Source organism: Thiocapsa sp., assembly GCF_022340925.1.
Taxonomy (GTDB): domain Bacteria; phylum Pseudomonadota; class Gammaproteobacteria; order Chromatiales; family Chromatiaceae; genus Thiocapsa.
Window position 1 is genome coordinate 40968 of record NZ_JAJDNA010000085.1, and the last position, 21552, is coordinate 62519.

The following is a 21552-nucleotide window of genomic DNA, read 5'->3' on the forward strand; positions in this document are numbered from 1 at the left end:
ATGTGGCGGGCGGCCGGAAGCTGACGGCGGATTGCTCGCTCCAGCGTCAATGGCTGGTCAGCGCATCGACGTATCCCTTCAGCACCAAGGCGGCCAGAATCAGGCCGATGACGATCAGCCAGCCGGTGATCTTGCGGCCAATCCGCTGTGTTCGCTCCGAGGGCGGCTTGACGAGGTACTTCTCAAGCTCCCCGCTCGACTTGAGCCGCTCGTATTCCAGAACATGCTCGTGCTTGAACTCCTCCAAGGGTACGGCGCCAGTCGCCATGACAATGTCCATGGGCCACTTCTCGGGGCGGAAATGGACGTTGAAGTAATGCACGGTGAACAGGAAGACCGCGGCCAGGACGGCCTCCTCGGCATGCACGATGGTGGCGATGTTGAACACCCAGCCGGGGAGGATCGACGCGGTCACCGTGGGGAACCAGAGCATCAGTCCACTCAGGCCGATGACGAGCATGCCCCAGAAAGGCGCCCAATAGTCGAACTTCTCCCAGTAGGTCCAGCGATCGAACTTGGGCCGCGGACCGAATCCGAGGAACCAGGCGAACATGGCACCGATATCGCGGATGTCCTGCCAGGTGGGCACCATGGAGTTTGGACCGAACCAGCGAAAGCCCCTGCCCGCCCGCAGGATGTTGCAGGTCACGACGAGGAGATGACCAAAGAAGACGGCCGCGAAGGTGACGGCCGCCGTCCGGTGAATGACCGCCGCGACTTGGGGGCCCCCGAGCAGATTCATAACGTATTCTGCCCAGGGCTGCTCGGCAAAGAGGACGGCCGTGCCGGTCAGGACCAACACCATGACGGCGACGGCCAACAGGCCGTGCGCGATCCGCCAGCCGACGCTGAAGCGGCGGAAGTAGACCGTCGGGGGGACGGCCGGATCGGCACGATAGTCCTTCCCCTGCCTGCGCTCACGCCACTCCCGATAGATCCACAGTAGCATGTGGGTCCAGAAGAACAGGAAGACGCCGGCGATCAGGACCTCCATGAAGCGGGCGGCGACCCACATTTCCGGATAGCGCTCGAAATCGTCGGCATCGCCGTGGGCATGAAAGCCGAGGAAACCCTCCGGCGCACCCGTGTGACACTGGCGGCAGGTCTCCAGGCGATTGTCGGGATGCACCTTCGACGCTGGATCCTTGACGTCCATGATCCCGTGGCTGCCGTGGCAGTCGTAACACTTCGCGGTGTGGGTATAGCCGAGGCGCACCACCTGACCATGGTATGACTTCTGATAGGTCTCGACCTGCTTCTGGTGGCAGCTCCCGCAGTTGTCGGTGATCGTGAGCTTGACCTGAGCCTGGTCGGGTGAATCGATATTGTGGGGGGTGTGGCAGTCGGAGCAGATCGCGGCGCTGGCGTCCCGGCGCTCGATGACCGCGGTCCCGTGGACCGATTGCTCGTAGTGCTTGCGCTGCTCCTCGTGGCAGCGACCGCAGACCTCGTGAATTCGGCTGCGGTGCTCGGCCCGCGCAGAGCTGCCTGCGGTGCCGATGTTGTGGCCATCATGACAATCGTAGCAGGTGGCGTTGGTCCGGGACTGGTCCAGCAGATTCGGGCGCGCATGCACGGAGGCCATATAGCCGTCGATCTGGGCCAGCACCACGTCCAGCCGCCGGTACTGCGGATCGGAGCTGCCGTACTGCACCTCCGCGGTCTTGAGATGGCACGCGACGCAGCCGATGCTCTTGGGGAGCGGAATCTCGTGAACGGCCTTCTGGACCGTGTTGTGGCAACCGACACAGGGCTGTTTGCCGTGCACGCTGTGCTCGAAGCGCTCGCGATCCACGTAGATGTCGACCACGGTGCCGTCTTCACGCTCCGAGGTCTTCTCGTCCTCATCGTTGTGGCACTTTAGGCAGCGCTCGTTCGGGATCTTCGGGAGATTGAGAAGCTCGGCAACGGTCGGGGCTTTCGCGGGCCCGGTCGCGTCCCCCTCGCCGCCGCTGTCGATCGCCGAATGGACGTCTCCCACCAAAAGAGCTAGTCCGATCGCAAGAGTCGACAGCACCGCACGACGCGGGCGACGGTAGCACAATCCAGCGGACATCGATGGCCTCACCGATTCAACTTGGGACGAAGCGACCACGCTGTGTAGAGACGCTGCGTGGCCAATGCGGCGGGACGCGGTGCTGCATTCGCCCGGTCGATGCCACCGGGGTCAGGAATCGACACCCGCGTTTATACCACCGCCGACGCCGGTTCGACAGACTGACGGGCGACCCAATCGAGCGGCGGCGTTGGGTTCCAACCCGGGCCGAGCCCGACTCGCGGGATCAGATTGGCGGGGACGGGCTCGCCGTTGGCGTTGCGGTCGCGCGGTGCCGATGCGCATCCACCCGGGATTCGCGTCCCAGCCGCCCGCAGCCGCAAGGCCAGGCTACAGCCCCGGGAGCTCGAGTGTGGCCAGTTCTCCCAGGGCCGCCTGAATCTCCGCGATGGTTGGCGGGCGGGTGTAGGCGGGGTCGTCCAGTCTGCCGAGGCAGGTGAGACGCATCAGGTTAGGTTGGCGGCTGTCGTCCAGCCAAAAATGATAGCCCTGCTGGATCATCTGTGAGCCCCCACTGTCACCGTGTCCGGCGAGTCGGAAGCGGACGCCGCCGGTCGCACCCGGGACCGTTCTCCGATCGGCCACCAGGGCTACGTAGTCCTGTACGCGAGTGATTCGAATCACGCCGGGTGCGACGGTCTGGATGCCGGCGTGGTCGATGCGTCGGACCTCGAGCGCGCAGCTCGCGTCCTGGCTGGCACCCGATGCGCGCGCCCCCCCACCCACAAAGAAGGCGCGAGCGCGGCCCTGCGGGATAGGGATCGCACGGTTGAGCCGCAACGTGCTCCCTGCCGGGATCGTCACCCAATGCCCCGGAATGGACTCGCGCACCCGTGTCTCGCAAGCCCCGAGCATGAGCGTCATCAGTAGTCCGAAGGTCAGCAGCACGAATGTTCTTAAAGTCATGATGGCATCCAGTGATTGTCGGCGGAAGCTCGCTGGGTCTCGGCAGCCCCGTCCGCGGCCTCGCCGCGAATGGAAGCAGGCATCGGCGCCAAGCGCTCGCCATTCATAGCACGAGCGGTGCGGGTCGCGCAGGTATCAGTAGTGAAGCCACCAGGCTGCGGACCCCACGCACCCCTGTGCATGCCTCAACCAGCCAAATCACTGACTAGAAAAATACACAAAAAGATATCATACTTGAGTTCGAGACTCGCTTTGAGAGTGTCCGATTATCCTCCATAGTAAACTATTTTTATTTATAAAAGACGAGAAATAGAGGCCAAAGTCGCAGAGTCATGTTAGAACACTTCACGTGTCTTTTCCGCATCACTCTCACCACCATCGGGGAGAGCCAAGAGCGGGGCCGTTCCGGGCCTCCCCCAGTCTCTCGTCCGATGGATCGCGTCGACCTTCTAGGTCATGACGGCTTCACCCTGGTGGAGCTCATGCTGACGATTACGGTACTGGCCGTCCTGGCAACCATAGGCGCACCGACCATGCAGGAGATGCTCGCCCGCAACCGACTGAAGGCCGCCGCTCAGGCGCTGACGGAGGATCTGCAATGGACGCGAAGCGAGGTAATCCGACGCAACCGGCACCTGTTCCTGACGGTCGACAGCGAGGCCTGGTGTTACGGCATCGCTGAGAGGAAGGATTGCGACTGCCGTCTGCGAGATCTCTCGGCAGAGAGGGCCTGCCGGCTGTCCACGGCGGGCGAACCCATGCTCAAGATCGTCTCGGGTGTGGATTTCCCCGGCATACGCATCGAGGGCACCACCTTCACGGGCAGCCCGCGAGGCACGGGATTCGAGCCCAGGCGGGCGACCGCCCGGGGCGGTAGCCTGACCTTCGCATCCGGACGAGACGCCGAGCTCAGGGTCGTATTGAGCCTGCTCGGCAGAGTGCGCCTCTGCTCTCCCCGCGGGACCGTGACGGGCTTTCCACCATGCTGACCATTGACGGGACACGCGCGCATTCGCTGGCGGGCCACCCCGCTCGCCAATCCGGGGTCACCCTGACGGCACTGATGGTCGGAATGACGGTCGGGGCACTGGTGCTGGCCGGGACCTCTGCCGTCTATCTCCTGACCGCACGCGGCGCAGCGGAGAACATCCGGTTGGCGCGGCTCAATCAGGAGTTGCGGGCGGCCATGGAGGTCATGGAGCAGGATCTCCTGCGCGCAGGCCACTGGGAGTTTCCTGACGGGGCGGACCCGGCCGACAACCCCTTCCGACTCGAGATTAGCGGAATCCAGAACGATCTAAGCATCGGCTCGGCGATCGGTGAAGCCAGCGGCAGCTGCGTGACCTATAGCTATGACCTGAACGCCAATTCGCTCATCGGAGTCTGCGACGGCTGCACGCCGATCGCCTCGCCTTTCGATGGCGATGCCTATGACCGGGCCAATGTCGAGATGTTCGGTTTTAGACTGCGCGGTGGCGCTCTTCAGATCCGCACTCGACTCGCAAGCGCATCGGACCCCGCCTTTGACTGCGACAGCGGACACTGGGAGGCCGTCACCAGCAACGACGTTCGTGTGACGAGGCTCAGGTTCGACATCACCGCCGGCGAGACCACGAACCTCAACCCTGCCAAGGCGCGAACGGAGCCATGCACAGACGATGACCTTTGTCAGCAGGTTCGGTCCGTCGACATCATGCTGGCCGGGCAACTCGCGGGTGATCCCGCGGTGAACCAGACCTTCGCTTCGCGGGTCGCCGTCCGCAACGACCGCTATTGGCGCCCATAGCCGAGGCCCACCCGCATGCGTTCTCAGATGCCGACAAACGGCCGTCAGGAGCATGGTGCGATGACGCTGATGGTCGGTTTCCTGCTCCTCACGGCTTCGACGATTCTAACCATCGCCGTTGCACGGATGGGCGTCATGGAGCAGCGTATCGCGAACAACGAGCTCCGCGCCAAGGAGGCCCAACAGGCGGCGCAGTCGGGGCTAGACTACGCGCTCGCCTGGCTGTCGACTAACGTGTGGAGTGCCGGCACTGAGATCCCGCCTCCACCGCAGATCTCGGCATCCGGAGACTACCGCTACGGAATTCGATTGACTCTCGATGACAGGCCTGGCTGTCTGCGTGTGCACTCCGAGGCCCACGCGACCGGCGATGAAAGCATCTACGCGGCCGCGACCCAGTGTTTTCAGCAGAAGCGTCCGCTACGAGACGCCATGGCGAGGGGCGTCCCACCCCTGGTGGTCGGCGGCTGCCTGTCGGGAGTCACCGGGAACGCCAATGTCTATCCGAGCCGGTGCGATCCCGGCCGGGATGACGGGTGCGACCGCGCGTCCGTCGTATCGTCCCACCCCCTTTCCTGCCTGGACCCCGGCAGCCTCTACCTCAACGGCGGCAGTTTAAGAGGCAACGCCTTCGAGGGTACGGCGTGGGAGTACCTCTTCGCGATCAGTCAGGAGGAGTACAAGGCACGCGCAGAGGACGGAGATCCAAGGTTCCTTTGGATCACCTCGACCCTCCGATGGGACTCCGACATGGGCCAACCCAAAGAGCCCATTTACATGGTGTTCACGGAATCGGCGGGGTGTCCTGAGGTCAGTGGGTCCGTTTCCGTCTACGGGATCGTCTACTTTGCAGAGGATGCCGGATGCGGCAGCCGCGGGTGGGGGGATGCCGCAGTCTACGGCTCGGTGGTCTTCGAAGACGCGCTCGAGGGGCTGACCGCGCGAGGCCGCCTGTACCATTGGAGTTGGGCTGTGGACAATGAAGAGGGCGCCAGTCTCAACATCGTCACCTCCACCCATCGCGTTCCGGGAAGTTGGCGAGATTGGGAGCCGGACGGATGAGCAGGCGAGCGCAGATCAGCCACGCAGGCTTCACCCTCGTCGAGGCGCTGATCGCGCTGACCGTGCTGTCGATTGGACTCATGGGTTTGGCCCACCTGCAGATGCGGGTGTTTGCGAGCTCCGGCCACAGCAAGACCCAGACGATCGCCGTCAATCTCGCGCAACAGAAGCTCGAGTCGCTGCGAGCGACACCCTATGACAGCATCGAGAGCGGCGCGGATGCGCCTGAGCCCCAAGTCGGCCACAACGCGCATTTCACCCGGCGGTGGATCGTAGCGGACCGCTCTGCGCCCGACTACAAGGCGATCAGGATCACGACAGCTTGGCAGACTCCCGACGGTGAAGCGCGCTCGGTGAGCCTCGGTTCGTTCATCGCGCGATCGATCGCACACCCTTTGGGCCCTGTCGGCCTCCCGGCAGCCGATGAGTAAACCCGCTGGCCCATCCCGGGCCGAACTGCAGCAGATGCCAGGCTGGTCAGGAAATCGCCTTGAGCCCCCGCGCAAGATCCGCCTGAATGTCAGCGATGTCCTCCAGGCCGACCGCCACTCTCACCAGACCCTCGCCGATGCCGACGTCGGCGCGTTCCTCTGGCGTGAGCCGTCCATGCGTCGTGGTCGCCGGATGGGTGATCGTGGTCTTGGCATCGCCCAGATTGGCGGTGATGGACAAGAGCCGCGTCGAGTCGATGAGCCGCCATGCGCCGGTCTGACCCGAACGCACGTCGAAGGCGACGATCCCGCCACCCGTGCGCTGTTGGACTCCGACCAGATGATGCTGCGGGTGATCCGGCAGACCCGGGTAATAGACCCGCTCGACCGCCGGCTGCAGCCCCAGCCATCCCGCGAGCTGAGACGCGGCGCGGGCATGGGCGCGCATACGCAGCTCGAGCGTCTCCAATCCTTTGAGGAAGACCCAGGCGTTGAAGGGGCTCATGGTGGGCCCCGCGGTTCGCAGCACCCCGAAGACCGTTTCGCCAACCAGTTTGCGATCACCGACCACCGCCCCGCCCACGCACCGGCCCTGCCCGTCCAGGTATTTTGTAGCAGAATGGATCACGAGGTCGGCACCCAGCTCGAGCGGCCTTTGAAGGGCCGGGGTGCAGAAGCAGTTGTCGACCGCCAGCACGCAACCGCGGCGGTGGGCGACTTCGGCAAGGCGGCGCAGATCCACCATCTCGGTCAAGGGGTTGGACGGCGTCTCACAAAACAGCAGTCGCGTCTCGGGGCGAATGGCCGCTTCCCAGGCATCCAGATCAGCCAGCGTCACGTAGCTGGTATCGACGCCGAAGCGGGCAAGATACGTATTGAACAGCAACGTGGTGGTCCCAAAGAGGCTGCGCGAAGCGACGATGTGATCGCCGGTCTGCAACAGTCCCATACACAAGGCCAGGATCGCCGACATCCCGGAGGCCGTCGCGACACAGCGCTCGCCCCCTTCGAGCGCAGCTAGCCTCTCTTCGAAGGCGGCAACCGTCGGATTGGTGAAGCGCGAGTAGATATTGCCCTGTTGCTCACCGGCAAAACGCGCCGCGGCCTCCGCCGCGCTTGCGAAGACGAAGCTCGACGTGGTGAAGATGGGCTCGCCGTGCTCACCTTCAGGGGTGCGGTGATGACCCGTTCGCACCGCACGGGTCGCGAATCCCACCTCGGTAGTGTGCTGATCCGAGCGCCGCTCCGGCTGATGCGCGGCCGGCGGCGCGTCAGGCCGAGTTGTAGAGCTCAATGACACTCTCGCTGAACGGATTGTAAGCGGCCTTGGCGATGTCGTTCCGATTGGCCTCCAGTACCTGGAGATACTCGGGGGTCACATCCCCGGTGACATAGACGCCGTCGAATACAGAGGTATCGAAGCGGTCGACATGACTCTTGCCCTTCTTCTGGACGGCATCGATCAGATCACTGAGATCCTGATAGATGAGCCGGTCGGCGCCCAACTCGCGGGCGACCTCCTCCTCCGTCCGACCGTACGCGATCAGCTCGCTTGCGGCTGGCATGTCGATCCCATAGACGTTGGGACAGCGCACCGGTGGGGCAGCCGAAGCGAAGTAGACGCGCTTGGCACCGGCGTCGCGCGCCATCTGGATGATCTGCTGAGAGGTGGTCCCTCGTACAATCGAGTCATCCACCAGCAAGACGTTCTTTCTCCGAAACTCCAGATCGATCGCGTTGAGCTTCTGGCGCACCGACTTCTTTCGCACGGTTTGGCCCGGCATGATGAAGGTCCGTCCGATATAGCGATTCTTGATGAATCCCTCGGAGTACGGGATCCCGAGCTGATTGGCGAGTTGAAGTGCGGCCGTGCGACTGGTGTCCGGGATTGGAATGACGACATCGATGTCATGGCTCGGCCACTCGCGTTTGATCTTGGCGGCCAGCTTCTTCCCCATTCGCGACCGCGCCTTGTGCACCGAGATATTATCGATGATCGAATCGGGGCGGGCGAAATAGACGAACTCGAAGATGCAGGGAGACAGGATCGGCTGGGCCGCACACTGGCGTGTGTGCAACTCGCCGTCGACGCTGATGAACACCGCCTCACCCGGGGCGACATCGTCGATCAGCGTGAAGCCGATGGTGTCGAGGGCGACACTCTCGGAGGCGATCATGTACTCGGTGCCTTGGTCGATCTCCCGACGGCCGTAAACGAGTGGCCTGATCCCATGCGGATCGCGGAAGCCGAAGGTGCCGAATCCGGGGATCATCGCCACCGCCGCATATCCCCCGCGGCAGCGCAGATGAACGCCGGCGACCGCCCGAAAGATGTCTTCTTCGTCGATCCGCAACTTGCCCTGGATCTGGAGCTCATGGGCAAGGACGTTCAGCAGGATCTCGGAATCTGAATCGGTGTTGAGATGACGCAGATCCTCGACGAATAGATCGCGCTTGAGATCCTCCGCGTTGGTGAGATTCCCGTTGTGGGCCAAGACGATCCCGTAAGGCGAATTCACGTAGAACGGCTGCGCCTCGGCCGAGCTCGATGCACCGGCCGTCGGGTAGCGCACATGGCCGATGCCCATGTTGCCGCGCAACTGGATCATGTGCCGGGTGCGGAAGACGTCGCGGGCCAGCCCGTTGTCCTTGCGAAGATGGAGCCTGTCGCCCTCGCAGGTGACGATGCCGGCGGCATCCTGACCCCGGTGTTGCAGCACCAACAGCGTGTCATAGAGGGCCTGGTTGACGGAACTCTTACCGACGATGCCGACGATGCCGCACATGAGCCCCTCGCCCGCGCCCCATCCTTCGGACCAAAGGATGGGTGCTGCAGATTGACAGCCGGCGACTATACCCCGCCCCCGCGCCAGGGGACAATCACGAGCGACCGGCTCCTTTCAAGAAGCACCCCCGCTCGCCGCCGGAGGACTGGCGGCTGGAAACCTTCCCCGAGGTCACAAGTCCTTGATCCGGGACTGAACCTCGTCCGGCACGAAACTGACGAGCCAGCTCGCAACCGATTGAAACCGCCCGATGAAACGTGACTCCTTCCACCAAGGATCGTCCGGCATCGGCGTCAGGGCGGCCAGAAACACCGCCATGGCGACGATGACGACGCCTCGCGCCGCCCCGAAGATCAAGCCCAGCGATCGGTCGACGCCGCTGAGGCCCGCCTTGTCCACGAGTGCCGCGAGGACCGCGCCGAGAATGGCGCCCACCAACAGGGTGAGGAGAACCAACGCGATGAAGGCCGCGGCCATGCGTATCGTGGGCTGCGACACGTAAGGAACCAGGAGATCCGCCACCTGGCGATGATACAGCCAGGCAATTAGGATGGCCGCGACCCAGACTCCCAGCGACAAGGCCTCACGGATCAGACCTCGAGCGACCCCGACCAGGGCGGACAGAAGTATGACCCCAAGGATGGCATAGTCAGCCCAGTTCATTGTGACTCCGGTCAGCCGGGTTTCGGAACCTTGATCAGATCAGAATCTGCTTAGGGATAGCGTTGAATCAGCGCATCCTTGTAGCTCTGACGCAACCGCTCCGCCGTCTGCTCGGCACGCGCGCGGTCGAGCTCCGGCCCGACGCGCACCCGATAATAGACTCGACCCCTGACCTCGGCCGGCTCGACGAAGGCAGAGTAACCTTCGCGACGCAGCTTGTCTGCAAGCTTCTCTCCACCTTCCTGTGTCCCCAGGCTGGCGACCTGAATCACCCATGACGGCATCCCATCGTCGTGACCCACCGGCTCCGGGACGCTGGAAAGGGTTGCGGTCTCGGGCGGCACGTCGGGAGTGACTGTGCTGCCCGGGATCTCTCTCGCCGGTGGCTCGCTCGGCGGCATCGGCTCATCGACCATGCCCTCGTAGACCGGCCCGGCCTCCTCGACGGCAGGAGGCGGCAGGTCTTGAGTCTCGGCCCAGCTCCCTTCTCCGGGAATGCCCGCGATGGAGCCACTGGGGGTCAGATAGGCCTCCTCGCGGAAGCGCTCGTCGAGCTCCGGCTGTTGGGGCATCACATCCGGCAGTGGCGGCAAGGGGGCCACGGCCTTATCCTCGAACAGCATGGGTACGAAGATGACCGCCAGCGCGACGATCACGACCGCCCCGACCAACCGTTTTTTTGCGCCTTCTCGCATAAACCTCTACCCCGACGCCGAGCAACACGCCAGCGCCACTCCGACATTCGATCCATGGGCCGCTGCGGTGGGGCGAGTATATCACGTCCCAACTGATTTGAAACCCGCCAGACTAAAATATCGGTATTACTTTCAATCAATTAAATCTCCCAGACCGTCCGGGACCCGCGCCTGGCCGCGCCCCCCGATCGACGGAGCGCACGGCCGGTACCACTCAGCCCCATGCGGATCGGGCCTCTTCGAGGCGCCGGAGCGCCTCACCGACAGTCGTGAACGATCCCACGACCAGCAGGCAATCGCCAGACCCGGAGGCCGACTCGGCCGCGGCGAGCGCGGCTCCCACCGTTCGGTGGACCACGGCCGGCCGCGCCGACAGCAGCGGAGCCAGGCGCGCGCTCAGGACGCCGACCGACATGGCTCTCGGATCATCGCTCTGCGCCAGATACCACTCGTCCACAAGAGGCAGGAGCGGCCGAACGAGGGCCTCGGGCGCCTTGTCGGAGAGGACGGCCAAGACAGCACGCGTCCGACCGGGGCAAGCAAATGCCCGCAGGTTTGCGGCGAGGGCATCCCCCGCCGCGCCGTTGTGCGCGACGTCCAGGATGCAGCATGGCCGGCCGGGAACGACCTGGAAGCGGCCGCGCAATTGCGCCCTCTGCAGGCCGGATCTGATTGCGTTGACCGGAACCGGCAGACGCCCGCCCAGCTCCCGAAGCGCCGCGATCGCAGCCGAGGCGTTGTCGTATTGAAACGTGCCGCGCATCGCCGGCGCCGGCAAGGCCAAGCGTTCGCCGCCCGGACCGACCCAGATCCAGCCGCCGCTCCCGAGCTCCCAATCGAGCTCGCGTCCAAGCTGCCGTGGAAGACTACCCAACCGCTCCGCTTCGGCTCGCAACCGCGTCGGGGCATCGCGCTGTCCGATGATCGCCGGACGATCCCGTCGAAAGATTCCTGCCTTTTCACCGGCGATCTGATCCAGGGATTCGCCCAGCCAGGCGGTGTGATCGAGTCCGATCGAGGTCACCACCGAAACATCCGCATCAAGCAGATTCACGGCGTCGAGGCGCCCCCCAAGCCCGACCTCCAGCAGGGCGAGGTCGGGCTCGGCCCGCACGAACAGGTCGAGCGCGGCAAGGGTCCCGAACTCGAAATAGGTCAGCGCAATGTCGCGGCGCGCGCGATCCACACGGTCGAAAGCCTCGCACAGCGCGCGGTCGGCGACAGGCTCCGCGTCGAGTCGGACGCGCTCGTTATAGCGCAGCAGATGCGGAGAGCTGTAGCAGGCGGTGCGGTAACCAGCAGCCCGCAAGATCGCCTCGAGCATGGCAACGCAAGAGCCCTTCCCGTTCGTCCCCCCCACCGTGATGACGGGAAAGGGCGGCGGCTTGGGGCCCAACCGGCGCCAAACCGCCTCCACCCGGTCGAGACCCAGCTCGATGTCCTTGGGGTGCAGCCCGCCCTGCCAATTCAACCAGGCATCGAGATCCCGGAAACGCATCGGGACCAGGCGCCGCCCTCAGACCGGAACGACGGTGCGGCAGTAACGGGGGCGATGGGTCAGGATCGCAAGAAGATCGGCGATGCGCTCACGCAGATCGCGCCGGTCCATGATCATGTCCAAGGCACCCTTATCCAGCAGGAACTCACTGCGCTGGAAGCCATCGGGCAGCTTCTCATGGACCGTCTGCTCGATCACGCGCGGGCCGGCGAAGCCGATCAGGGCGTTGGGCTCTGCGATATTCAGATCGCCGAGCATCGCCAGGCTCGCCGAGACACCACCCATCGTGGGGTCGGTCATCACGGAGATGAATGGCAGCGATTGCTCGCGCATCCGCCCAAGCGCCGCGCTGGTCTTCGCCATCTGCATCAGCGAGAAGAGGCTCTCCTGCATGCGGGCCCCGCCGCTCGCGGCAAAACAGACGTAGGGCGAGTCCCGCTCAAGGGCCGCCTCAACGCCGCGAACGAACCGTTCACCTACGACCGAACCCATGGAGCCGCCCATGAAGCCGAACTCGAAGGCCGCGGCAACGATGGGTTGGCCTTTCAGGCGCCCGCGCATCACGATCAAGGCCTCTTTCTCGGCGGATTGTTTCTGGGCCTGGGCGAGACGATCCTTGTACTTCTTGAGATCCTTGAACTTGAGCGGATCCAGGGATTCGAGATCGCCAGCGATCTCCTCGCGCTGCTCGGCATCGAGGAAGGTCTCCAGCCGACGGCGCGCACTGAGCCGACTGTGGTGCGCGCACTTCGGGCATACCTCGAGGTTGCGCTCCAACTCGGCGCGATAGAGGATGGCATGACAGCCTGGACACTTCGCCCAGACGCCTTCGGGAACGGCCCGTTTTGTGCTTGCCTCGGTGCGGATGCGACTCGGTATGAGCTTCTCAAACCAGCTCATACTCTTGTCCATCGCCTGCTTCAAGGTGCCACCGCGGTTGTCGATCGCCTGCTTCAAAGTGTCACCACGTTCGATCCGAGGTTCCTTTGCAGGCTGCTCTGAGGCAGGGACCCCGCCGCGCATCAGTCCTTGGCCAACCCGTCCGGGACGCTTAGGAGACATGGGCATCCACCTCGTCGATGGCTTGACGCAGACCGGCAAGAAATCCGCCAACCGCGTCGGGGATCTGTTCAGGGGTCGCCGCCAGAGCCTCGATCCGGCTCACGATGGCGCTGCCGACGATGATTGCATCGGCGACCTCGGCGATCCGCGCGGCCGACCCGGCATCGCGGATGCCGAAGCCGACGCCGACCGGCAGTCGAACCAGCGATTTGATCAGGCCGACCTTCTCGGCCACTGCCGCCGTATCCAGGTGACCGGAGCCGGTGACTCCCTTCACCGAGACGTAGTAGACGAAACCCGAGGCCACCTCCCCAATGCACGCGATCCGGGCCGCGGTCGAGGTCGGCGCCAAAAGATACACCAGGTCCAGTCCGCGGGTCCTGAGCATCGCGACCAGGTCATGCCCTTCCTCGGGCGGCACATCGACAACCAGCACACCGTCCACGCCGGCCTCGTGCGCTGCGACTGAGAACAGCTCGTAGCCCATCACCTCGATCGGATTGAGATAGCCCATCAGGATCACGGGCGTATCGCCGTCTCGTGTCCGAAAAACACGAACCATGTCCAGCACATCGTCCAATGACACACCCTTGGCCAGCGCCCGCTCGCTGGCCCGCTGGATCACGGGGCCGTCGGCGATCGGATCGGAAAAGGGGACACCGATCTCGATCAGATCCGCGCCCGCGGCGACCATCGCATGCAACAGCGGAACCGTCACCTCGGGTGCCGGATCCCCGGCGGTCACGAAGGGGATGAGCGCCGTTCGGCGGCGCTGGGCGAGTCGCCCGAAGCACGCGTCAATCCGACTCATAGCACCAGCCCATCGTGACTGGCGACGGTGTGCATATCCTTGTCCCCTCGACCGGAGAGGTTGACAAGAATCGCCTGATCGCTGCGCATCCCCGGGGCGAGCTTATGGGCATAGGCCAGTGCGTGACTGGACTCGAGCGCCGGGATGATCCCCTCGGTGCGTGTCAGGTGATGGAAGGCGCGCAGGGCCTCCTCGTCCGTCACCGAATCGTAGCGGGCACGTCCGCTGTCCTTCAGCCAGGCATGCTCGGGACCGACCCCAGGATAGTCGAGCCCGGCGGAGATGGAGTGGGTCTCGACGATCTGACCATGTCGATCCTCCATCAGATAGGTCCGGTTACCATGGAGCACGCCGGGCCGACCGGCACACAGCGGCGCGGCATGGCGACCCGTCTGAAGACCATCGCCGGCGGCCTCGACGCCATAGATCGCCACCCCGGGGTCGCCGATGAAAGGATAAAAGAGACCGATGGCGTTTGAGCCCCCGCCCACGCAGGCGACGAGGGCATCGGGCAGGCGGCCGGTCCGTTTTAGGATCTGGGCGCGGGCCTCGCGTCCGATCACCGCTTGGAAGTCCCGCACCATCGCGGGATAAGGGTGGGGGCCAGCCACGGTGCCGATGATGTAGAAGGTGTTGTCGATGTTCGTCACCCAGTCCCGCATTGCCTCGTTCAACGCATCCTTCAGGGTGCGGGACCCTGAGGTCACCGAAACAACCCGCGCCCCGAGCAGACGCATGCGATAGACGTTGGCCTCCTGCCGCGCGATATCGACCTCGCCCATGTAAACGACGCATTCCAGACCCAACCGCGCCGCCACGGTCGCGCTCGCCACACCGTGTTGACCCGCACCGGTCTCGGCGATGATACGGGTCTTACCCATCCGCCGCGCGAGCAGGGCCTGACCGATCGTATTGTTGACCTTGTGCGCGCCCGTGTGATTCAGGTCTTCACGCTTCAGGAAGATCTGAGCACCGCCGAGCTCCCTGCTCCAGCGCGCGGCGTGATAGACGGGCGAAGGTCGGCCCACATAGTCGCGCAGGTCCGCATCGAGCTCGGCCTGAAACTCTGGATCATCGAGGAAACGCTCATAGGCCGCGCGCAGCTCCTCGAGCGGCTGCATCAGCGTCTCCGGGACAAACATCCCCCCGTAGGGACCGAAATGACCACGGGCATCCGGCCAGCGGTAAGCACTCGGCTGCGAGCGGCGCTGGCCGGCCCCGCCCGGAAAGGCCCGATCCAGGTCATCGGGATATGTCAACATCGTTCACCTTCTGCATGAAATCGCGAATCTTGCGATGGTCCTTGATTCCCTTGGACGCCTCGACGCCACCGCTCACATCGACCCCGAACGGACGAACTCGACGGATGGCGTTCCCGACATTGCCCGGGGCGAGCCCACCCGCCAGGATGATCGAAGGCGCAATCGGCGCTGGGATTCGTTCCCAGTCGAAGCATTGGCCCGTCCCTCCCGCCCGAACCGGATCGAAGGTATCGAGCAGCAGTCCTGCGGCCTCACCGTAACGCGCCTGCTCCGCCAGGAGATCGATGCCCGGGCGCATCCGCACCGCCTTGATCCAACGCCGTCCGAACGAGGCGCAGAACACCGGTTCCTCTTCTCCATGGAACTGAATCAACTCGAGCGGGACCTGGTCCAGAACCGACCGGATCCGCTCCGACGAGGCATCGACAAAGAGTCCGACCGCGGTTACGAAGGGCGGCAATCCCTCGCACAAGCGCCGCGCCTCATCCGGCGACACCGCCCGCGGGCTCGGGGGATGGAACACGAAACCGACGGCGTCGGCACCTGCGGCCACCGCCGCCTCCACATCGATCCGACGGGTTAGTCCACAGATCTTAACGCGGGTTCTCATGATTGGCGAATCCGGAGATCGTCATGGCATCGGAGAGGCAACCTCAGTCCGGTCTTTATGCCTGTCACAGACGGATTTTCCGCCGCGACGCACGCCGCCCGCACCCGATCGCCGCGTCGCGACTCCTCGCAATAGAGGCCGCGAGTCGTCCTCGTCGCGCCTTGCTCCCGGGCACGACGAACACGCCTCGCTTTACGCGTTACCCATGTGCGACGGAGTCAGCCCGCCCGATAACCTCGCTGATTGGACCGGCGGAAGGTGGAGCTCAGCCGGATAGTCGGCGCGGACGAAGTAGAGCCCATGCGGGGGGGCGGTCACGCCGCCGAGCCGTCGGTCGCGCAATGACAGGAGGTCGCGGGTCCACCCGACCGGCGCATCACCGCGGCCGATCATCATGAGGACACCGACGATATTACGGACCATATGGTGCAGAAAACCGTTGGCTCCAATCCTCAGCTCGATGAGCCCGGACGTGTCGGTCAGCTCCAGGTAGTGGACGTGGCGGATCGGGCTCTTCGCCTGGCAGGCCACCGCCCGGAAGCTTGAGAAATCATGCACCCCGACGAGTGTCTGACCGGCCTTGCCCATGCGCTCGGTGTCCAGCAAGCGATGCGTCCAGACCACCCGGTCGCGGTGTAACGGCGACCGGGTGGACCGGACCATGATCAGATAGCGGTAGTGGCGCGCGATCGCGCTGAAACGGGCATGAAACCGCGGATCGACCGGACGGGCCCACCGGACCGCTACGTCCGGCGGTAGGTGGGCGTTGGTCCCGAGCACCCAGGATCGGTCGCTGCGATGCGCCGACGTGTCAAAGTGGAGGACCTGCTCCTCGGCATGCACCCCCGCATCAGTGCGTCCCGCGCACTGAACCCGGACCGGCTCGTCCGCGACCCGACCGATTGCCGCCTCCAGGGCGGCCTGGACGGTCCGGACTCCGGCCTGGGTTTGCCAGCCACAAAAACCCGAGCCGTCATACTCGACGCCCAGCGCAATCCGTTGCGAGCTCAGCCCCCCTGTCGCCGGCGGTCGCGCGCGCTCGCGATTCAGGCCGGTGTCCTCAATCGCTCCTCGGACTCGCGGCGGCTTCCCCGCTGACGTCTGCGAGCACCTCATCGAGCAATGCGCGGGCGGACTTGAGGTCGTTCATAGCGAGGTAGGCACGGGCGAGATCCACCCTGGCCGCTCGATCGTCCCGGCGATCCGCATCGGCCGGCCCATCGGCCGCGGCGTGATCGCCAAAGACCGCTGCAGAGCTTCCCCCAACCTCGCCTGCATCGCGATCGATCACACCTTCGGTAACCGCTTCCTCCACCACGGGTGGATGCCGGGGGGCAGCGGCCGTATCCGCCCCAGGCGTCGGCAGATCCGGCCGAGGCGCGTCCAAGACCGCATCGAGCCCCAGGATATCCTCGACCAAGGCAGCTTCCTCGACAACCTCGGGCGGGCGCTGAGCCACATCGGACGTACCCAACCCGGACGTCGTCACCTCCGCTTGGGGCGCATCCAAGACCGCGTTCAGCTCCAGCGCATCCTCAGACGCTTCAGCTTCCTCGGCAATCTCGCGCGGGCGCGGAGCCACATCGGCCGTCCCCAACCCGGGCGTCGTCACTCCCCCCTGGGGCGTATCCAAGACCGCGTCCAGCTTCAGAACATCCTCCCCCGCGTCAGCCTCCGCGCCGACGTCGCGCGGACGCGGAGGGGACATATCGGCCGTCTCCGCCTCGGGCTGCGCCATGGCCGAAGATGGAGCATCCAACACCGCATCCAGATCCAGGACACCCGATCCATCAAGGTCGTCCAGCGTCAGGATGAGATCCCCGGCGTCGCCAGAGCTCTCCCGCGCGCCAAGATCGGCCAGGGGGTCCCACTCAGGGTCCTCATCAGCGCTCTGCTCTGGCAAGACAAGAGAATCGTCGAGCGCTGACTCGTCGAACAAGAGGGGCATCTCATCCTCGATCGGTGAGCCGCCAAGGTTGTCGGCCGCGACCGACGGCTTATCCAGCCGCTGCGCATGCCCGGGTCCCGTCACCTCAGCAGGCACCCTGTCATCGCCTTCGAATACGCGGGGCTTCGGCTCGGGAGCTGCACCAGCCGCCTCATCGACGGCCCGGCCGAGGGCCTGAAGGTCCCGGGTACCCTGCTCCACCGACTCGGACGGCGCGTCGGTGATCCTGAAGCTTGAGCCCGGATCCCAAACGCCACCCTCCTCGACCACCTTGACGATCCCAACGAGCCGTTGCCATCGCGCCGGATCGTCTCGATCCCCGCCGCAAGCCTGGATGTCTTCCATCAGCTCCCGCATCAAAAAGCGATTCTCGGACGCGGCATAGACCTCGGCAAGCTTGAACTTCGCCTGCAGGCGCCCGGGAGTGCGCTCGATCTCGCGCACCAGGAGCTCTTCGGCCTCCTTGTAGCGTCCATAAGCGACATAGATGTCCGCCTCGGAGAGCGGGTCGGCCTCCTCCGTCTCCGCGTCGAAGTGCATGACCGATTCGAGCTGCGACGAGGGGGCCGTCAGCCCAACGTCCGCCGGCTCGGCGGGCCGGCTTGCTGGCAGCGGCTCCGCGTCGAGGGCTTGTTCCGATGGACCAAAAGCGGGGGTGACTGACGGCGACGACAGGGCTGAGGCCGTCCCCTCGAGCTCCACGCCGTCGGCAACATCGAGATCCTCTTCCGCCTTGCGCTCAGTGCGCCGGCGCCGTGCGGACATCCAAGAGAAGCCGAGGACCCCCACGGCGGTGAAGCCGGCGAAACCGGCCAACGGCAGCAAGATCGCATGCCATGTCGAGGTCGACGCCGCGGCAGTCTCGGCCGGTCCCTTCGCCTGCTCAACCTGGGCCGCCGACGGGAGCGCGTCTGCTGCAAGCGGAACCGGAATGACTTCGGGACCGGGGGGCGCGCCCGCATTTGTGCCGTTCTCCAACCCTGGGGGCTCGGCCATAGGGGCCGCTGGTCGGTCGGTCAGATCCCGACCTGATCCCTCGGCATCGGATTCCAGCGAAGCGGCGTCTTCCGTGGCAGGCCGTTCGATCGTCTCGATCTGATCCTCGGACGTTGCGTCCATCCTCGGAATGAGCGTGACCTCGTCCGCCTCGGCAATCGCCCCCGAGATCATCGGGACATCGCTCGAACTCGGCAAAGGCGGCGCCGTCTCCTGGAGTCTGGCCAGCTCCTCAGCGCGAAGCTGCAGCCGAGCCTGGATAGCAGCAAGCTCAGCCTCCAGCTCACGGATCCGTGTTCCTGATTCAGCCGTTTCCTCAATGGTGCTGGCGATCTCCTCGGCTTGAATGCCGTCGTCAGCCCCCGCCTGTTCGGGGCCGTCCTCAACCCCCGCTGTCTCCGCGGGCGGATCCTGCTCCAGATCGGCCGAGGTGATCGCGGAGGGCGCCACAGACACCGTCTCCTGAGCCGCTTGCGGTGCGGAGGGCGACGCCTCTGCTGTCCCCGCTGCGGCACCCGCCGCCGCGCCGGCAATCCGGAATCTGGCATCCTCACGCGCCGCGGCATCCCCACCCTCGCTAGCCACACTCATGGGCGCACGGCGGACCGCCTCGCCGCGCAAAGCGGCCTGCAGCTCCTGTTCCGCGGATGTCTGGTCGAGCGCGCGGAGCTCGGCATCGGTCGGGATGGTCAAGCTTGCGCCGACGATCAGATTGTTGATATCCCCGTTGACGAACGCCTCCTGATTGTTCCGATACAGCGCCATGGCCGTCTGGGCCAGGGTCACGCCCCGTGGCTGGCCCGTGCGGGCCAGCCCCAACAGACCTGTCCCCGGTCGGACCGGGCCGAAACGGATTGGGAAGCTGTCTGAGCTTGGCGCGGCCTCTGGGACCGCCGGTGAAGGCGTTTGATCGGCCACACTGCGCTGGGGCGACGCTCCACCGGACCGCGCAGGCTCCGGTGCACCACCGTCCGGGGCCGAGAGCGCGCTGTCAGATGTCCGGCGCGCTGGCGTTCCTGGCGGATCCAGGAGAACCGTATAGCCTCTCACCAGCCTGCCCGAGGGCCAGACGACCTCGACGAGGAAATCCATGAACGGCTCGCGGATTGGATCGCGACTGGTGACTCGGATCACGGGGCTTCCCCGCGCACTCAGCTGCGGCTCGAATCCGAGCTGGGTCAGGAAGTGGTAGCGCTCTGCCCCCGCCTTGGCGAAGTCGTCCGCGGAGGCAAGCGTCGCCTTGACGGCGTCCAGCTCGTCCGGGCCGACGTTGATGAGATCGATCTCGCCCGCGAAGGGCTGATTGAGTGCCGACTCGACGTGAAACCCTCCGAGGCCGAGCCCGAAGGCGCCGGCTGCGCTCAACCCAGCCGTGAGGATCACTGCCAGAACGGCAGTCCGCGCGAGCCATCGCCGGGTTTCGGGTGTTGCGACCGCAGCCCGCATCGCGGGGTGGTCTCCGAGGCGTGACGAGCGAAGGTTGATCCTGGGGGGTCGCTGCCAGTTCCGTGGCTTCGGTGACGGAGCCGGCTCAACGTGCCGGCGCGGGCGATCGGCTGGTCTCATCATGGTGGAATATGCCTCCTCGCAATCGGCCACGCGGGCTTGGTGCGGCCGACATTCCATTTGTCCTGACAAGACTATATCCGAAGGCGCCCCTCATACCAAGTCCCTTGGGATCAATCGATTGGGTTTCAGCGCTCGGTCAGGATGCGAAGCATGCGCCGCAATGGCTCCGCGGCGCCCCACAGCAGCTGGTCACCCACGGTAAACGCCGCGAGGTAGCGCTCGCCCAGGGTCATCTTCCGCAGTCGGCCGACCGGGATCGCCAGGGTACCGGTCACCGCCGCCGGCGATAAGGCTCGCAGGGTGTGCTCACGGTCATTGGGGACCACCTGCACCCAGCGATTGCAAGCGGCAATGATGGCCTCGATCTCCGCGATTGAGCAATCGCGCGTCAGCTTGATGGTGAGGCCCTGACTGTGGCAACGCATGGCCCCCACCCGGACACAGACACCATCGATCGCAACGGGGTCTCCATCGATGCCGAGGATTTTGTTGGTCTCGGCCATCCCTTTCCACTCCTCACGGCTCTGGCCATTGGGCAACTGGGTGTCGATCCAGGGTATCAGGCTCCCGGCCAGAGGCACGCCGAAACTCTCCATCGGGAAGCCCGGCCCGTTCATCACCTCCGTCACGCGTCGGTCGATCTCCAGGATCGCCGAGTCCGGATCCTCCAACAGCGTGGCCACCGACCCATGCAGCGCGGCCATCTGGGACAGTAGCTCGCGCATGTTCTTCGCGCCCGCGCCGGAGGCCGCCTGGTAGGTCATGGCGCTCACCCAATCGACCAGGCCTTCTCGGAACAGACCGCCGATCGCCATCAGCATCAGGCTCACGGTGCAGTTGCCGCCGATGAAGTCGCGCTTGCCTTGATCCAGGGCGCTCATGATCAGAGGTCGATTCACCGGATCCAGGATGACCGTGGCATCCGGCTCCATCCGCAGCGCCGATGCGGCGTCGACCCAGTAGCCGTCCCAGCCTGTGCGACGCAGCCTGGGGTGGATCGCCTTGGTATAGTCACCGCCCTGACAGGTCACGATGACATCCATCTCACGCAGGATGTCGATTGACCCGGCGTCCTGAAGAGACCGCGCGCCCCGGCCGACATCGGGCCCAGGCTGCCCCACCTGCGAGGTGGTGAAGAAGACCGTCTCGCGGATCCGATCGAAATCCCCCTCCGCTCGCATGCGGTCCATCAGGACCGAGCCGACCATGCCACGCCAGCCGACGAACCCAACCCGCTTCATGGAGCTACTCCGTAATCGTGAAACAGAATGTCTAGCGAAGCCTCGGACCACCGGCCGCCTGCCATCAGGCCGCAGATGACCCCGGTCCCGGGCAGCACAATTGGGTCAACAGGCCCCGACCCGCATCGGACCGTCCAGGTGGGGCTCGCGCCAAAGGCCGGGCGGCTAGG

General features: G+C 65.1%; 18 protein-coding genes. 4 read left to right on the top strand and 14 right to left on the bottom strand.

What is annotated here, in order from left to right:
• Window positions 1-46: 46 nt before the first annotated feature.
• On the bottom strand, window positions 47-1981 hold the full coding sequence (locus tag LJE61_RS10610) for a cytochrome c3 family protein (RefSeq protein ID WP_296909483.1): 1935 nt from the start codon (window positions 1979-1981) through the stop codon (window positions 47-49).
• Window positions 1982-2386: 405 nt separating this feature from the next.
• On the bottom strand, window positions 2387-2962 hold the full coding sequence (locus LJE61_RS10615) for a hypothetical protein (protein WP_296909482.1): 576 nt from the start codon (window positions 2960-2962) through the stop codon (window positions 2387-2389).
• A 431-nt stretch (window positions 2963-3393) separates the two neighbouring features.
• Between LJE61_RS10615 and LJE61_RS10620 the strand changes: the two genes are divergently transcribed.
• From LJE61_RS10620 to pilV, 4 genes are read left to right on the top strand one after another with little or no spacing between them, the layout of a single operon-like run.
• Window positions 3394-3951, top strand: coding sequence for a GspH/FimT family pseudopilin (locus LJE61_RS10620; RefSeq protein WP_296909481.1), 558 nt, complete (start codon window positions 3394-3396; stop codon window positions 3949-3951).
• Window positions 3945-4748 (top strand): hypothetical protein, encoded by an 804-nt coding sequence (locus LJE61_RS10625; protein WP_296909480.1) that lies wholly within the window; start codon window positions 3945-3947, stop codon window positions 4746-4748. Before LJE61_RS10620 ends, LJE61_RS10625 begins: the two co-directional genes overlap by 7 nt.
• A 60-nt stretch (window positions 4749-4808) precedes the next feature.
• Window positions 4809-5810, top strand: a complete 1002-nt coding sequence (locus LJE61_RS10630) for a pilus assembly PilX family protein (protein ID WP_296918357.1) — start codon at window positions 4809-4811, stop codon at window positions 5808-5810.
• Window positions 5807-6241: a type IV pilus modification protein PilV gene (gene pilV / locus LJE61_RS10635; RefSeq protein ID WP_296918359.1), complete on the top strand. Its 435-nt coding sequence runs from the start codon at window positions 5807-5809 to the stop codon at window positions 6239-6241. Before LJE61_RS10630 ends, pilV begins: the two co-directional genes overlap by 4 nt.
• A 46-nt stretch (window positions 6242-6287) precedes the next feature.
• Here the strand turns inward: pilV and LJE61_RS10640 are convergent, their stop codons facing one another.
• The 12 genes from LJE61_RS10640 to asd form a co-directional block, all read right to left on the bottom strand.
• Complete coding sequence (locus LJE61_RS10640; protein WP_296909477.1) at window positions 6288-7535, bottom strand: O-succinylhomoserine sulfhydrylase; 1248 nt, start codon at window positions 7533-7535, stop codon at window positions 6288-6290.
• The gene (gene purF / locus LJE61_RS10645) at window positions 7513-9027 is read right to left on the bottom strand and encodes an amidophosphoribosyltransferase (protein ID WP_296909476.1); all 1515 of its coding nucleotides are present in this window, start codon (window positions 9025-9027) and stop codon (window positions 7513-7515) included. The genes LJE61_RS10640 and purF overlap by 23 nt, the downstream gene beginning before the upstream one ends.
• 171 nt (window positions 9028-9198) lie before the next feature.
• Window positions 9199-9690: a CvpA family protein gene (locus LJE61_RS10650; RefSeq protein ID WP_296909475.1), complete on the bottom strand. Its 492-nt coding sequence runs from the start codon at window positions 9688-9690 to the stop codon at window positions 9199-9201.
• 50 nt (window positions 9691-9740) lie between these two features.
• Window positions 9741-10385 carry an SPOR domain-containing protein gene (locus LJE61_RS10655; RefSeq protein ID WP_296909474.1) on the bottom strand — a complete coding sequence of 215 codons (645 nt, stop codon included), beginning with the start codon at window positions 10383-10385 and terminating at the stop codon, window positions 9741-9743.
• 214 nt (window positions 10386-10599) lie between these two features.
• Window positions 10600-11883 (bottom strand): bifunctional tetrahydrofolate synthase/dihydrofolate synthase, encoded by a 1284-nt coding sequence (gene folC / locus LJE61_RS10660; RefSeq protein ID WP_296918361.1) that lies wholly within the window; start codon window positions 11881-11883, stop codon window positions 10600-10602.
• 18 nt (window positions 11884-11901) lie between these two features.
• Entirely contained in the window at window positions 11902-12783 is an 882-nt protein-coding gene (gene accD, locus LJE61_RS10665; protein WP_296909486.1) for an acetyl-CoA carboxylase, carboxyltransferase subunit beta, read from the bottom strand.
• Window positions 12784-12934: 151 nt separating this feature from the next.
• Complete coding sequence (gene trpA, locus LJE61_RS10670; protein WP_296909472.1) at window positions 12935-13756, bottom strand: tryptophan synthase subunit alpha; 822 nt, start codon at window positions 13754-13756, stop codon at window positions 12935-12937.
• Entirely contained in the window at window positions 13753-15018 is a 1266-nt protein-coding gene (trpB, locus tag LJE61_RS10675) for a tryptophan synthase subunit beta (RefSeq protein ID WP_296909471.1), read from the bottom strand. The genes trpA and trpB overlap by 4 nt, the downstream gene beginning before the upstream one ends.
• Window positions 14999-15628 carry a phosphoribosylanthranilate isomerase gene (locus LJE61_RS10680; protein ID WP_296909470.1) on the bottom strand — a complete coding sequence of 210 codons (630 nt, stop codon included), beginning with the start codon at window positions 15626-15628 and terminating at the stop codon, window positions 14999-15001. The genes trpB and LJE61_RS10680 overlap by 20 nt, the downstream gene beginning before the upstream one ends.
• Before the next feature lie 192 nt (window positions 15629-15820).
• Window positions 15821-16618 carry a tRNA pseudouridine(38-40) synthase TruA gene (truA, locus tag LJE61_RS10685; protein WP_519972622.1) on the bottom strand — a complete coding sequence of 266 codons (798 nt, stop codon included), beginning with the start codon at window positions 16616-16618 and terminating at the stop codon, window positions 15821-15823.
• Between the two features lie 70 nt (window positions 16619-16688).
• Window positions 16689-20018, bottom strand: coding sequence for a FimV/HubP family polar landmark protein (locus tag LJE61_RS10690; RefSeq protein ID WP_296909469.1), 3330 nt, complete (start codon window positions 20016-20018; stop codon window positions 16689-16691).
• A 248-nt stretch (window positions 20019-20266) separates the two neighbouring features.
• Window positions 20267-21382 carry an aspartate-semialdehyde dehydrogenase gene (asd, locus tag LJE61_RS10695; protein ID WP_296909468.1) on the bottom strand — a complete coding sequence of 372 codons (1116 nt, stop codon included), beginning with the start codon at window positions 21380-21382 and terminating at the stop codon, window positions 20267-20269.
• Window positions 21383-21552: the final 170 nt, after the last annotated feature.

What these genes read in the sequence shown, in the direction of transcription:
- trpA (WP_296909472.1), bottom strand. Translation starts at nt 13,756, where the DNA reads ATGAGTCGGATTGACGCGTGCTTCGGGCGACTCGCCCAGCGCCGCCGA.
- LJE61_RS10680 (WP_296909470.1), bottom strand. Translation starts at nt 15,628, where the DNA reads ATGAGAACCCGCGTTAAGATCTGTGGACTAACCCGTCGGATCGATGTG.
- purF (WP_296909476.1), bottom strand. Translation starts at nt 9,027, where the DNA reads ATGTGCGGCATCGTCGGCATCGTCGGTAAGAGTTCCGTCAACCAGGCC.
- accD (WP_296909486.1), bottom strand. Translation starts at nt 12,783, where the DNA reads ATGAGCTGGTTTGAGAAGCTCATACCGAGTCGCATCCGCACCGAGGCA.
- LJE61_RS10620 (WP_296909481.1), top strand. Translation starts at nt 3,394, where the DNA reads ATGGATCGCGTCGACCTTCTAGGTCATGACGGCTTCACCCTGGTGGAG.
- trpB (WP_296909471.1), bottom strand. Translation starts at nt 15,018, where the DNA reads ATGTTGACATATCCCGATGACCTGGATCGGGCCTTTCCGGGCGGGGCC.
- LJE61_RS10655 (WP_296909474.1), bottom strand. Translation starts at nt 10,385, where the DNA reads ATGCGAGAAGGCGCAAAAAAACGGTTGGTCGGGGCGGTCGTGATCGTC.
- pilV (WP_296918359.1), top strand. Translation starts at nt 5,807, where the DNA reads ATGAGCAGGCGAGCGCAGATCAGCCACGCAGGCTTCACCCTCGTCGAG.
- LJE61_RS10690 (WP_296909469.1), bottom strand. Translation starts at nt 20,018, where the DNA reads ATGCGGGCTGCGGTCGCAACACCCGAAACCCGGCGATGGCTCGCGCGG.
- LJE61_RS10650 (WP_296909475.1), bottom strand. Translation starts at nt 9,690, where the DNA reads ATGAACTGGGCTGACTATGCCATCCTTGGGGTCATACTTCTGTCCGCC.
- folC (WP_296918361.1), bottom strand. Translation starts at nt 11,883, where the DNA reads ATGCGTTTCCGGGATCTCGATGCCTGGTTGAATTGGCAGGGCGGGCTG.
- LJE61_RS10630 (WP_296918357.1), top strand. Translation starts at nt 4,809, where the DNA reads ATGACGCTGATGGTCGGTTTCCTGCTCCTCACGGCTTCGACGATTCTA.
- LJE61_RS10615 (WP_296909482.1), bottom strand. Translation starts at nt 2,962, where the DNA reads ATGACTTTAAGAACATTCGTGCTGCTGACCTTCGGACTACTGATGACG.
- asd (WP_296909468.1), bottom strand. Translation starts at nt 21,382, where the DNA reads ATGAAGCGGGTTGGGTTCGTCGGCTGGCGTGGCATGGTCGGCTCGGTC.
- LJE61_RS10625 (WP_296909480.1), top strand. Translation starts at nt 3,945, where the DNA reads ATGCTGACCATTGACGGGACACGCGCGCATTCGCTGGCGGGCCACCCC.